This is a genomic window from Kineothrix sp. IPX-CK (assembly GCF_039134705.1).
Classification (GTDB): Bacteria; Bacillota; Clostridia; order Lachnospirales; family Lachnospiraceae; genus Kineothrix; species Kineothrix sedimenti.
The window spans coordinates 4,143,756-4,156,707 of record NZ_CP146256.1 but is presented as its reverse complement, the minus strand read 5'-3'; the positions used below and the strand labels follow the sequence as shown (position 1 = coordinate 4,156,707).

Annotated in this window: 10 protein-coding genes; 7 read left to right on the top strand and 3 right to left on the bottom strand. The window is 43.7% G+C overall.

Annotated features, from left to right (window positions below):
* The first annotated feature begins 135 nt into the window (after positions 1-135).
* The 3 genes from V6984_RS19660 to V6984_RS19650 all read left to right on the top strand — a co-directional run bounded on the left by V6984_RS19660 (position 136) and on the right by V6984_RS19650 (position 3,097).
* Positions 136-1,005: a hypothetical protein gene (locus tag V6984_RS19660; protein ID WP_342757294.1), complete on the top strand. Its 870-nt coding sequence runs from the start codon at positions 136-138 to the stop codon at positions 1,003-1,005.
* A 214-nt stretch (positions 1,006-1,219) separates the two neighbouring features.
* Positions 1,220-2,149: a CorA family divalent cation transporter gene (locus tag V6984_RS19655; protein ID WP_342757293.1), complete on the top strand. Its 930-nt coding sequence runs from the start codon at positions 1,220-1,222 to the stop codon at positions 2,147-2,149.
* A gap of 51 nt (positions 2,150-2,200) precedes the next feature.
* A complete protein-coding gene (locus V6984_RS19650) occupies positions 2,201-3,097 on the top strand; it encodes a DMT family transporter (RefSeq protein ID WP_342757292.1) in 897 nt (298 codons plus the stop codon).
* 9 nt (positions 3,098-3,106) lie between these two features.
* Here the strand turns inward: V6984_RS19650 and V6984_RS19645 are convergent, their stop codons facing one another.
* On the bottom strand, positions 3,107-3,730 hold the full coding sequence (locus V6984_RS19645; RefSeq protein ID WP_342757291.1) for a recombinase family protein: 624 nt from the start codon (positions 3,728-3,730) through the stop codon (positions 3,107-3,109).
* A 223-nt stretch (positions 3,731-3,953) separates the two neighbouring features.
* On the opposite strand from V6984_RS19645, the gene V6984_RS19640 reads away from it, so the two are divergent.
* Positions 3,954-5,702: a methyl-accepting chemotaxis protein gene (locus V6984_RS19640; protein WP_342757290.1), complete on the top strand. Its 1,749-nt coding sequence runs from the start codon at positions 3,954-3,956 to the stop codon at positions 5,700-5,702.
* Positions 5,703-5,802: 100 nt separating this feature from the next.
* Here V6984_RS19640 and V6984_RS19635 read toward each other — a convergent pair whose 3' ends face one another.
* Together V6984_RS19635 and V6984_RS19630 are read right to left on the bottom strand one after the other, a co-directional pair.
* A complete protein-coding gene (locus V6984_RS19635) occupies positions 5,803-6,105 on the bottom strand; it encodes a DUF3892 domain-containing protein (protein ID WP_342757289.1) in 303 nt (100 codons plus the stop codon).
* An 88-nt stretch (positions 6,106-6,193) separates the two neighbouring features.
* A complete protein-coding gene (locus V6984_RS19630; RefSeq protein ID WP_342757288.1) occupies positions 6,194-7,018 on the bottom strand; it encodes an AraC family transcriptional regulator in 825 nt (274 codons plus the stop codon).
* A 368-nt stretch (positions 7,019-7,386) separates the two neighbouring features.
* Between V6984_RS19630 and V6984_RS19625 the strand changes: the two genes are divergently transcribed.
* The 3 genes from V6984_RS19625 (at position 7,387) to V6984_RS19615 (ending at position 12,901) form a co-directional block, all read left to right on the top strand.
* Positions 7,387-9,675, top strand: coding sequence for a glycoside hydrolase family 3 C-terminal domain-containing protein (locus V6984_RS19625; RefSeq protein WP_342757287.1), 2,289 nt, complete (start codon positions 7,387-7,389; stop codon positions 9,673-9,675).
* 249 nt (positions 9,676-9,924) lie between these two features.
* Positions 9,925-10,623: a response regulator transcription factor gene (locus tag V6984_RS19620; protein WP_342757286.1), complete on the top strand. Its 699-nt coding sequence runs from the start codon at positions 9,925-9,927 to the stop codon at positions 10,621-10,623.
* The gene (locus tag V6984_RS19615) at positions 10,598-12,901 is read left to right on the top strand and encodes a HAMP domain-containing sensor histidine kinase (protein WP_342757285.1); all 2,304 of its coding nucleotides are present in this window, start codon (positions 10,598-10,600) and stop codon (positions 12,899-12,901) included. The genes V6984_RS19620 and V6984_RS19615 overlap by 26 nt, the downstream gene beginning before the upstream one ends.
* Positions 12,902-12,952: the final 51 nt, after the last annotated feature.

Below are 12,952 nucleotides of genomic sequence, written 5' to 3'. Positions count from 1 at the left end.
TAATTCAGAATGTAAGTTGATTTGTAGTATTCTTTAATTTAATTGGAGGTGTGTGTTCAAAGCTTAGAGTTGGACATGCACCTTCAAAATAATAAAGTTAAACAAATATTATATAAAACATTGCGAGGTAAAAATATGAATATTAATGGTTCGGCCTTTAAGATTCTTCAGTTACTATACGAGAACAAGAACGATAAAACATTGGCGGAAATGCTGCTGGAAAGTAAAAGCAGAACGACTGGAAAAAGGAAGGATTTATTTGTTAGGAGTAGTACAATATCTGCAGGAACATATACATCTATTTCAAAAAATAAGTATATTTCGAAAGAATTATTTGCGAGAATTAATGCGGATATAGGAGGTTTAAGAAAGTACGGAGAAATTTTTGAGTGTGACGGGATAAAATTCACGGCATCACAAATTCCTAAAATTGACGGAACGAATCTGAAAGAAGTAAAAGCAGAAGGTAATGTTATGAATTTTGGTTTAAATAATTATTTCAAATATATTTCGTCAGATGGCAAGGAGCATCTGTTATATACTTCACAATTAGGAGGAGTCTCTTCTATTAATACGGAAGACTTGAGGGGGGAACCTTACGACGAAACTTTGAACCGTTATGCTGAATTTTGGAAATATATGATAAGTGAGGATCCGGTATACATTGGATTGAGCTTTACGGATGAACAGATAAAGACATATCTAAAAGAAGCGGGTGTAAAACCAGGATTTGTTACTGTGAAAATGGGTGAAAAAGAAGCGACACAATTTTATTCAAATGGGACAAGCGGAGTTATCAATTCAAAAGAGCGGTATGATATAATGTATAACACATTAACATGTAGCGGAGGTTTGCTATCAAGCTATACGCCGGGAGATGTTTTCACGATAAATGATAAAGAATATGTACTGAGTGATTCACACACTCTCAATATACCATATGGAGAAGATATATATAATATAAAAAATCCCAGTAATTATTACTATGGGAGAAGGTTGGATTAAGTATAATAATACGGAGCAAGAATAAGTGCCTGAAATAGGATTCTCTTAGAAAACTATTCGGGCATTTTATTTTATTAATTTAATTGCAATTTACAAAAATGCTTTCAAACTCATGAGAAACAGTACATGGTTTTTATGTAATGTGATATAATTCCCAAATAGATAATAGAAACGCAGATGAAAAAATCCGAACGTTTACAAGGAGATGAAAGATATGGTGAAATATTTGGTGGATATTGAGACCGGCAGCTTATCTCGTGAAGCCGGCGAGAAAACGACGGAGAAGAAATATTACGAAATATGGCTGATGAAATCGAATGAGTTTGATTCCCTTGAAGAAGAATATCCCCATAAGAAAAACCTGAGTCAGGGACTTAAGCAGATTCAATACTGCAAAATCGAAACGTTCAGGGATTGCATCCAGGGGACGATGAAAGTTCCTAAGGGAGAGATAGATAAAATAGCCCTCTTTACATTTGGCTTTTATGTAAAAGGGAAACGGCTTTTTTTCATTGAGGAGGAGTCCTTGCTGGAAGATATGCTGGAAAAGATATCCGCCAATATCCCAGGAAACTGTATGCTAAATCAAATCCTTTTGATTCTATTTGAAATTCTCATAGAAGAGGATGTTCTTTATCTGCAGAGGCTGGAGGAAGAACTGGCGGATATGGAGGAGGAGCTTCTTTTGAAGATTCCTGATCATTTTTATGAGACGATTATACAATACCGCAAAAAGCTGACAATTTTTCACTCTTATTATGAACAGCTTACAAACATCGGCGACCAGATGCAGGCAAATGTGAATCAGGAGCTTAGCAGGGAGGAGTGCGCGGCGTGGCAGAATTACGCTAATCGTACGGAGAGACTGCATAACCATGTGGAGGCGCTGAGGGAGTATTTGATTCAGATAAGGGAATTGTATCAATCCCAGATAGACGTAAGGCAGAACAAAGTAATGAGTATTTTAACGATTATCACGGCATTTTTCCTTCCTTTGACGCTCCTTGTAGGATGGTATGGGATGAACTTTCCCGGCATGCCGGAGTTTCGTTGGAAATATGGATATCCGGCAGTGATTCTCCTATGTATTGTCATTATTTTGGCCGAATTCATATATTTTAAGAAAAAGAAGCTGCTTCGATAAGCGTCGGTAAACAGCAGGACAAAAGAAATTCTTTCGAAATGAGAAGAAACGATGAAAGCTAAAGTGAAATTAATTGCCGCGATGTTCATATTTGGAAGTATAGGAATCTTTGTAAGAACAATTGGGTTATCCTCTGGGATACTGGCGGTTGTAAGAGGAAGCATAGGAACGGTATTTTTGCTGATTGCCGGGCTGGCGATGGGAAAGAAGTTATCGCTTCCGGCCATAAGAAAGAATCTTAAATTTCTTGTCTTTTCAGGAGCAGCGATTGGAGCGAACTGGATCTGTCTTTTCGAAGCCTACCGGTACACCACGATAGCGGTGGCTACCCTGTGTTATTATCTGGCTCCGGTATTCGTCATTATGGTCTCTCCCTTTTTCTTAAAGGAGAAGCTGACGGCAGTAAAGGCCGGATGCGTTGCGGTATCGTTATTTGGCATGACGTTGGTTGCAGATATCTTGGGAAGCGGTCAGGGAGCGGCAGGCGGATGGAAAGGGATCGCATTCGGTGTGACAGCAGCGCTGCTATACGCTTCCGTAGTGATTATGAATAAGTTTTTGAAAGAAATAGAAGCGGTGGATATGACGGTATCTCAGCTGGGAGTTGCGTCCGTGGTGGTGCTTGCGTATGTGCTTTATACGGAAGACGGGACGGGGATAACATTTGGCGTTAGTACACTATTTCTATTACTGTATCTGGGTATTGTAAATACAGGAATCGCCTATCTTTTATATTTTTCTTCTTTAAAGGATTTGAGCGGGCAGACGGCAGCTCTGTTCAGCTACATTGACCCAGTGACAGCAATTCTGCTTTCCGCCCTTTTATTTCATGAAAATATGAGCACAGAGCAGATGATAGGTGCAGTGCTGATATTAGGTTCTACTCTCGTAAGTGAACTTGTGGGCGGCAGAAGGCGAGAGCCGGCAGACACCACAGGGCGAGGTTAGAAGGTGTACTTAAGGATTTTTGTGGCTTTGATTTTTATTCTTTGTATGCTTTTTGATCATTGTACGGAACTGGCTGATAGTGACTCCAAGTGCGTTGCTGGCAGTTTGAAGGGTATATTCCTTATTTCTCCACTTCTCGTATACCGGGTAGAATTCTTCGGGAACAGGTGCAGGGAAACGGCCCAGATGTTTTCCCTTTGCCTTGGCGATGGCAATGCCTTCTGCCTGCCGCTGCTTGATATTCTCCCTTTCGGCCTGTGCTACATAGGATAAGAGCTGCAAGACGATATCAGAAATTAAGGTGCCGATTAAGTCTTTGTTAGTGCGCGTGTCGAGAATGGGCATGTCCAGGATGACGATATCTGCTTTTTTTACTTTAACAATAACACGCCATTCCTCTTGTATGTCCCGATAACTTCTTCCAAGACGATCAATGCTTTTTACGACGAGTACGTCACCCTCTTTTAGCCTTTTCTTTAGCTTCAGATATTCCGGTCTGTTAAAATCTTTGCCCGATAATTTATCACAATAAATGTTCGGTTCAATAATCCCCCATTTCAGCAATTCCATTTTTTGCCGATCGATATTTTGATCGACGGTAGATACCCGCATATACCCGTAAAAATTTTTCATTTTTTAGTCCTCCTATTATACGTAGTATGCCAGAAAGGCTAAACTTAATCCATATGTTTAAAGGCACGGACAAAAAGAGAAAAGTTGCTATAAAGGTGTACCTTTTTAGCAACTTGTTTCCTTTGTATATACAAACAATTATATCGTTAATTGTATTACATTTTTTTGTAAAAAACAACAAAAAATGACAATAATAGGAAAATAAAAATCCAAAAAATAGAAGATGAAAAAAGGTACAACCTTTATAGCGATTTTTTCAGATAAATTAAGAAAGGAAAAAGTAAAAATTATGTTAAAGGTTACCAAAAGAAAAGGATCAATAGAGAAGATATTTTATTCGAGGTTTTCCGCAATTGTATTTATGACTGGTCTTCTTGTGCTGCTAATGGGATTTAGTATCCTCAGTTTCGACTATGTCTTTAGCAGGAGCGAAAAGATAAATGCAGAAAAATCCGATCTGTTGAGCTATGAGATGGCCCATTATAAATGGTGGATAAACCTCAGTTCTGCCGTTTATTACAATACGGAATTCACTGGACAGACGGATGAGACGAAATGTGATTTCGGTATATATTTATATGGGGAGGATGTAAAAGGCAACCCCAAAATGAGTGAATTCTATGAGCAGGCGGAACCTTTGCATAGAGAAATTCATCAGCTTGCGGAAGAGGTGCTCAGCGTGAACGAGACGGACAAGGCACAGGCGGAAGCATTGTTAAAGGATAGCGTAGAAGTAAAGATCCATTCCCTGGTAAGCCTTTTGGACGACACGATAGCCCAGAAACAGGAGCAGATTGATAATCAGAGAAAAATGGTCATCATAATGTTCAGCGTTATCTTTGTGGCTGCTGTCTTCGCAGTCATCTTAACGGTGCGGTTTATCATAAAAACGTATCGATACGTGAAGACTAAGGTCATCGAGCCGATTGTTGACTTGCAGCAGGAATGTGAGAAGCTGGCGGAAGGTAATCTCAGCTTGAGCTTCGAGACGGATATGGAAAACGAGATTGGAAGCCTTGGAAGAGCTTTGGATTTTGCAGTAAAGGAAATTAAGAAATACATTGATGCCATCGATTTTGGCATGAAGGAATTCTCGGCAGGCGACTTCACCTGCGTATGCCCGGTGGAATTTATCGGTGATTTTGCAAATATTCAGCGTTCCATCGAGAGCTTTCAGGAGAAAATGAACGATACTTTGTATGAAATGAGCGTGGCAATAGAGCAGGTGAGTGCAGGTGCGCAGGAACTGTCCGCGGGAGCACAGGACATCGCGCAGGGAGCGACTAATCAGGCAGGAAGCGTGCAGGAATTGTCCGAGGTCATTTCCAATATTACGGGACAGATAAGCAACAACGCAGAGCACACCCAAAACGCCGACGAGTGGGGCGCAAGGACGGGAGAGACTGTCCGCACCAGCAAGGGACAGATGGGGCAGCTTGTGGCGGCAATAACCGACATCGCTGCAGCATCGGAGGGTATTAAGAACATTATTGACACTATTGATGCGATAGCTTCCGAAACGAATCTGTTAGCCTTAAATGCGGCAATCGAATCCGCCCGTGCAGGAGCAGCCGGAAAAGGTTTTGCCGTGGTAGCTGATCAAATAAGGAAACTGGCACAGGAATCTGCAGACGCAGCGAAGAACACTACCGAACTGATAGAGGAATCCTTGGCCCATATCGAAAAAGGAAAGGTTCTCACGGGAGTGACCAGTGAGGCCTTCGAGGAGGTAGCAAAGAACGCCCAGACCGTTCTGGAGATGATAGATAAAATCGCGCAGGAATCCAGAGCACAGGCTCAAGAAGCGGATAAAATCGCAAAGGGAATCGACCGGATTTCCAGTGTTGTTCAGACGAATGCATCGGTATCGGAAGAAAGTGCGGCGGCAAGTGAAGAGCTTAGTGCCCAGGCTTTGGTCATGACGGATTTGATTAGCCAGTTTAAGCTAAATAGAGGCAGTATTAGAAGTTAAATATATAGATCAGGAAAAAGTATACGATGCGGACATCCTGATTTTGACCAAAAAGAAGGCTTGTCACACGATGAATATTCCGTGCGGCAAGCTTTCATATTTAACCTGAAATGGAAGGAAGGTTGTTCAAATTATTGCCTTCTTTCCCGTCAGGCAGAGATTTCAAATATTCGGTATCCTTCCTATGGGCGATGCCCACGCCTTTGATTCCCCCGCCCTTGGCGAGGTCCACGCCCTCCTGCTTGGAAACCGTGGAGCCGTCGGATAGCTGGTAGCCGGTCACTCGTCCGCTGCTCTTTACGAGACCTACGATTTCCTTGGCGTCGCTTTTCGCTTCGGGTATATCATCCAGAGTATTGATAGCGAGAGCTTCGCCGAGAGTAATTTTATCCATATCTGTCATAAAATAACCATACCTTTCTCGTGAATGCAAACATTTTTAGCTGCTTTTTTATAGTCTGTGCGATATGGAAAATAATATGCGTCAAATGTTAATTTTTGTTCTGGCGCATTTGCATGGGCGTACAGCCGTAGGTAGATTTGAAATTTTTCATAAATAATTTGTAGTTGGTACAGCCGTTGCGTTCGAGGATACCGGTAATGGTCAAATCGGTATTCATCAAATCCTCATATACGTGCGCAAGGCGGACCTTGTTCACATATTCGAGAAAGGTGAGTCCCATATATTTTTTAAAAAAGCGGCAGAAATACTCAGGATTCAGTGCGACGGAAGCAGCGGCCTCGTCCAGGGTGATGGGAGATGCGTAGTTGGACTTTACGAAGTCCATGACATTCTCCAGACGACGCAGATTCTTGTCCGTCCTGATTTTCACGGCGGTGTCAATTTCTACCTTGTAGCAGCAGAGGATAGAATAAAGAAAATCGTATAAAAGACTGGAAAACCGGAGGGAATATCCTTCCGGTTTTTCGTCGTTAATGTCCTTCATCTCCATCAAAATAGCACGTACGCGGTCATTCTTCTCCGGAGAGTTGGGAATACCTTCAAAACGGATGCTGTCGTAGTTGGAAATACTTTTTTTCAAAAATTGGTATGGTATCTGCAGCAGGATGACGAGGCAATTCTCGTGACAATAGGTGGAGTGTATGTCGGCCGAATTGATGATGACGTAATCGCCTACGTTCAGGGTGAGCTTGGAGTTGTTGATGGTGACATCCATGCAGCCTTCGCAGATGCAGACGATTTCCATACTGTTATGCCAATGGTTTGTGATGAGGTGGTTCGAATCGCGGTAGGTATCAAAGCGGACCTGGATGTCTTCTCGGGTTTTAATTTCTTCGTGGATATATTTTTCCATATGTATGTGGGCCTTTCAGTTTTTTTGTGCTCTAGTTGAGGCTGTGAGAGAGCATGTGAAATCCGTTAGGGGTAGTGTATGACCTGACGAAAGGATGTTTATTTTAAAATGGGTGTAAAAGGGTTCCTTATATAATAATGAAGCAAGATAACATAAAAGTCAATATCGACCTATAAATAAGTCATGAAAATAAATAGAGCGGAAATGACGGGTATGGTAGTATATGGGTAGGAAGGCTTGTGATATGTGGTTATAATTGAGAGAGTGAAAGTAAGCGTGAAGGGGAAGAAGGATGCAGCGGACTTTACGATTGAAAAGTCAAAAAGGAAAGATGAATAAGGACAAATGTAGATTGGAAGGAGATTTATATGACGGCGGAAAAGATTAAGGACTTGGTGGCACAGATGACTTTGGAGGAAAAGGCTTCGATGTGTTCGGGGGCGGATTTTTGGCATACTAAGGCGGTTGAGAGACTGGGGATTTTGCAGTCTATGGTTTCAGATGGACCTCACGGACTCAGAAAGCAGGACGATAAGGCGGATCATCTTGGTGTGAATGAGAGTATTAAGGCCGTTTGTTTTCCGGCCGGGTGCGGTACGGCAGCTTCTTTTAACAGGGAACTTTTGACGGAAATGGGAGCAGTGCTTGGTAATGAGTGCCAGGCAGAGGGCGTGAGTGTGTTGCTTGGGCCGGCTGTAAATATTAAGCGTTCCCCGCTTTGCGGCAGGAACTTCGAATATTATTCGGAAGATCCGGTAGTGGCATCTCAGATTGCGGCGGCGTTCATTAAAGGGGTACAAAGTAAGAATGTGGGCGTGAGCATTAAGCATTTTCTTGCGAATAATCAGGAGACCAGAAGAATGTCGGCGTCTGTAGAGGTGGATGAGCGCACCATGAGGGAAATTTATCTGGCGGCTTTCGAAGGAGCGGTGCGGGAACAGAAACCCTGGACGGTGATGAACTCTTATAATAGAGTAAACGGTACATATGTGGGGGAAAGCAAGAAGTATCTGACGGATATTCTACGTGGAGAATGGGGATTTGACGGTTATGTGATGAGCGATTGGGGAGCGGTAAATAACAGGGTGCCGAACCTGAAAGCAGGAATGGATCTGGAGATGCCCTCCTCCGGCGGACATAACGATAAGCTTATCGAGGAAGCAGTAAAGAACGGCAGCTTGGAAGAAAGTGTGCTGGATACGGCGGTGGAGAGAATTCTGAATATCGTATTCCGATTTGAGGAAAATAGAGATAAGACGGCAGACTACGATTTAGATAAGGATCACGAAGCGGCGCGCAGAGTGGCGGAAGAGACTATTGTTCTTTTGAAAAATGACGGCGTTCTTCCCTTGAAGGAAAGCGACAAGGTGGTATTTATCGGAAAGTATGCGAAGCAGCCCCGTTATCAGGGCGGGGGAAGCTCTCATATCAACAGTCATAAGATAACCTCTGCGCTGGATATAGCGGCGGGAAATCCTAATATTTCTTATGCGCAGGGATTTATTGATGAAGAGGATAGGGTGGATGAGGCCTTGTTAGCGGAAGCAGTGGAGCTTGCTAAGAAGTCGGAAGCAGCGGTTATCTTTGCCGGCCTTCCTGATTCCTTCGAATCGGAAGGCTTTGACCGGGAGCATATGAGAATGCCGGAATGCCAGAACGAATTGATTAGGAAGGTGGCACAGGTACAGAAGAATGTAATTGTAGTCCTGCACAACGGTTCGCCCGTGGAGATGCCCTGGATAAATGAGGTGAAGGGTGTAGTAGAAGCGTATCTTGGCGGTCAGGCTGTAGGTGGCGCGCAGTATGACATTCTTTTTGGTAAAGTTAATCCCAGCGGTAAGCTTCCGGAGACCTTCCCCTTGAAGCTGGAGGATAATCCTTCCTATCTGAACTTCCCCGGAGAGGGAGATCGGGTAGAATACAGGGAAGGTATATTCGTGGGCTATCGTTATTATGATAAGAAGAAAATGGAAGTGCTCTTCCCCTTTGGCCATGGACTTTCCTATACTGTATTCGATTATTCCAATCTGTGCGTAAGTTCGGACAGCATTAAGGATACGGATGTGGTGACGGTATCGGTGGACATAACCAATACGGGCAAGGTTGCAGGTAAAGAAGCCGTTCAGCTTTACATTAGCGATAAGGAAAGCAGTGTAATACGTCCGGTGAAGGAACTGAAGGACTTCGCGAAGGTTTCCTTGATGCCGGGAGAAACGAAGACGGTGAGCTTTCAGCTTTCCAAGCGCTCTTTCGCATATTACAATACGGCGATTAACGACTGGTATGTGGAAACGGGAGAATTCGACATTATGATTGGAAAATCATCCAGAGACATCGTGCTAATAAAAGAAATTCACGTAGAGTCTACGGTGAAGCTGCCGGTAATTTACACCACGGATTCCATTATGGAAGATATCTTCAAGAATCCTGAGGCGAAGGAGCTGGTTATGGAGACGATGGACGGCAAAATGGATATTATAATGACCGCCGACAAGGATGAGGACGATAGCGCCGCTGCTCAGGCTATTACGGCCGAAATGCAGGAGGCCATGATGAAATACATGCCTCTTCGGGGAGCCGTAAGTTTCGGAAGCGGAGAGACCAGAATGTCCATGGATGATGTCAGGGCTTTAGTGGATGAGCTGAATGCGCTGTAAGAGAAACGTTTGTAACATTGATGACTTAAACATTGCAACTGCTGCATCAGGAATAATTTTAAATGGGAAAAGTAATTTTAAAGAGCTGGGAAATTAATATTTTCCGGCTCTTTTCATAATCTTACCGTTAAGAATTTTTTAAGAAACAGGTAAATAAAACTGTAAGAAATATAGGATATGATATAATCAGGCTTAGGAAAAGGTCAAAGTTTCTCTATATCTGGAAAATTACGAATAAGGAGTCATAGAATGATGGAATGTGTACTCGTGGTGGACGACGACAAAGAAATTGTAAAGGCAATAGCCCTGCTGCTGGAAAAAGAAGGATATGACGTGCTGAAGGCATATGACGGCATGGAAGCGCTTGAAATCGTGGCGGAGAAATCGGTACAGCTAATTATCATTGACGTCATGATGCCCAAACTGGATGGCTTGTCCGCAGTTATGAAAATCAGGGAAAAGAAGAATATTCCTATCATCGTGCTCAGTGCCAAAAGCGAGGATACGGATAAGGTGCTCGGCTTATCCATGGGAGCCGACGATTACGTGACCAAGCCCTATTATGCTGCGGAACTGATGGCGAGAGTGAAAAGTCACCTGCGCAGATATACCAGTCTTGGTGACATCAATGCTTTTATTTCCACGAGTAACATAATGAATGGCAGACTGCGGTTCAATAAGGAGGAGCACATCCTTTATGTGGACGAAGAGCCTGCGAAGCTCACGGCTACGGAGACGAGAATCGTGGAGCTGCTAATGTGCAATATAGGAAGAGTTTTTCCGGCGGAGGAAATCTACCGCCGTATCTGGAACGAGGAAGCCTATGCGGCGGAGAATACGGTAATGGTGCATATAAGGCGCATTCGTGAGAAAATAGAACTGAATCCGAAGGAGCCGGAATACTTAAAGGTGGTGTGGGGAATTGGATACAAAATTGAAAAAAAGTAAAATAATCATCAGCTTCACTGCGTGGATGCTGGGAACGTTGCTACTGTTTCTTAACCTCTTTTGTTTTGTTGTGAAGTATGCGGGAAATCCTGCTTCTCTCATTCAAGCGAAAGAATCGCTGGGGGAAGATTATCAGAATACGGAGGAATTCCGTTATTACATGTCCGATTATCTGAACAGCTTCTTATCTATGGCCATAGGCGGTCCTATCAGCCAAAGCTACGATACCGGTTATGCACAGGAGACGACTATCGAAGCCCAGGCGGAGGAAGGAATGGCATTCGAAGGCGGAGGCATGGCAACAGCGTCGGACACGGCAGAATACGAAGGCACATCGGACATGGCAGAGTTTACGGAGCCTGAAGAGGTAACGGATTATAAGAAGGATGCACAGGAATATCACGAGAGCATCAAGAATGACAGAAATATTTTATACACCATAGAAAAAGATGGTGAGGTGCTGTATACAAACGAAGAAAGTCTGGGAATGTATGGCGAAGGGTTCGTTTTGCCGGACGGCTATAATTATCTTCTCTACTTCGATGGAAAAAAGGTCTCTGCGATAAAAGACGGACAAACGGTAGATATTTACGGAGATAACTATTATCGGACGGGTAATGGCTGGAGTATTCCCGGTTATGTGAATTTTCCGGCGGATAAGGCATTGGAGGGTGTAAGGATATGTATCGCTGCCGCAAAGGTTCCTAACGTGAGTGTATCCAAAGCCTATGACGGCGACGGCAACAGCACGTACTACTACAGTAATGCTTTTTACAGCATCCAGCAGCACTTGTCGGTAGAAAAAGGTGCATATATGGGTTGGATATATACTTCTCTGCTGGCAATGACTCTTCTTATAGCAAGCCTTGCCCTGAACAAAAGCAGGAAGGAGGCGAATACCGCAATCGCAAGAACTACGGGAAAGCTTTGGTACGAAATAAAGCTGTTTCCCCTGCTTGCAATCCTGTACGGGGTTCTGCTGGTGGCGGCAGGGCTCGTGTATCAAAGATGGTGGTACTACCTGGACTGGGATATAGCCGGCAGATTCTGGAGCGGGGAATATATAGGGATAAAAGTCTTTCTGACAGCCTTCTCATCTTTATGCCTTGGACTCATATGGCTTTTTATTAATGACATCCGTCACAACGAGAAGCCTTGGAAAAAAAGCATCATAGCATCCCTTTGCAGGCTGTTTCGAACTTCCATGCTGAAACTTCCCTTGGGAAAAAGACTGATAAGACAATATATGTGGGTATTTCTGGCAGAGCTGGGAGCAGAGCTTATACTGCTGCTGATGCTGGCAATCTGGGGAAGCCGCAATTATGAAGAGGAGATAGCGGCATTTATTGGAGTCATGACGCTGCTTTTGATGATAGCTGTCTGGGTGTGCCAGTGTCTTTATTTTAAAAGCAATAAAAAGGCGGCTATGGATATGGAAGCGCTGGTGGAGCGAATCGAAGCCATTCACGGAGGAAAGCTGGATGAGTTTACGGAAGTTTCTGCAAGCTCCGGTTTATCGGAGGCAATGAATAAGCTTAATGAGATACAAGAAGGGATGAATAAAGCGCTGACGGAGCATATAAAGAGCGAGCGCATGAAGATAGAGCTGATCGCCAATGTATCCCACGATATCAAGACACCTCTTACTTCTATTATCAGCTATGTGGAGCTGTTAAAGCAGGAAGACGATCTGCCGGAGCACGTGCGGGAATATATTTCTATATTGGAAAACAAGTCGCATCGGTTAAAGGCCATGGTACAGGACGTATTCGAGGTGAGCAAGGCGGCGTCCGGAGAGCTCCCCTTACACATGGAGGATCTGGATCTTGGGAAGCTGCTGCGCCAGACATTAGCGGATATGGAGGAGCAGATGGAAGAAGCAGACGTGACCGTGAAAACCAAGATTCCAGAAAATGCGGTAATGATCTGTGCAGACGGTGAACATTTATATCGCGTATTCCAGAACCTGATATTAAATGCGCTGAAATATTCCCTCGAAGGTTCCCGGATATATGTGACCCTGATGGAGGACGGCAAGCTCGTTGCCGCCAGTATTCAGAATACTTCTAAGGAAGAACTTTCTTCGGATATAGATTTTACCGAGAGATTCATCCGGGGAGATAAGAGCCGTAGCGACGGAGGAAGCGGCCTCGGACTCTCTATCGCCCAGAGCTTCACCGAAGCCTGTGGAGGAACCTTCAAGGTGGAGACAATTGCGGATCTCTTCGTGGTCACCGTCACTTTCCCCAAGGTAGAATTCCCGCAGCTTCCATACTGAGATTACTGCGTTTTTTAATCGCTCCTTTTTATAAGATGCCAGCTTTTCCTT

Coding starts and splice junctions, on each gene's coding strand:
- V6984_RS19645 (WP_342757291.1), bottom strand. CDS start 3,730: ATGAAAAATTTTTACGGGTATATGCGGGTATCTACCGTCGATCAAAAT.
- V6984_RS19660 (WP_342757294.1), top strand. CDS start 136: ATGAATATTAATGGTTCGGCCTTTAAGATTCTTCAGTTACTATACGAG.
- V6984_RS19620 (WP_342757286.1), top strand. CDS start 9,925: ATGATGGAATGTGTACTCGTGGTGGACGACGACAAAGAAATTGTAAAG.
- V6984_RS19655 (WP_342757293.1), top strand. CDS start 1,220: ATGGTGAAATATTTGGTGGATATTGAGACCGGCAGCTTATCTCGTGAA.
- V6984_RS19625 (WP_342757287.1), top strand. CDS start 7,387: ATGACGGCGGAAAAGATTAAGGACTTGGTGGCACAGATGACTTTGGAG.
- V6984_RS19635 (WP_342757289.1), bottom strand. CDS start 6,105: ATGACAGATATGGATAAAATTACTCTCGGCGAAGCTCTCGCTATCAAT.
- V6984_RS19630 (WP_342757288.1), bottom strand. CDS start 7,018: ATGGAAAAATATATCCACGAAGAAATTAAAACCCGAGAAGACATCCAG.
- V6984_RS19650 (WP_342757292.1), top strand. CDS start 2,201: ATGAAAGCTAAAGTGAAATTAATTGCCGCGATGTTCATATTTGGAAGT.
- V6984_RS19640 (WP_342757290.1), top strand. CDS start 3,954: ATGAAAAAAGGTACAACCTTTATAGCGATTTTTTCAGATAAATTAAGA.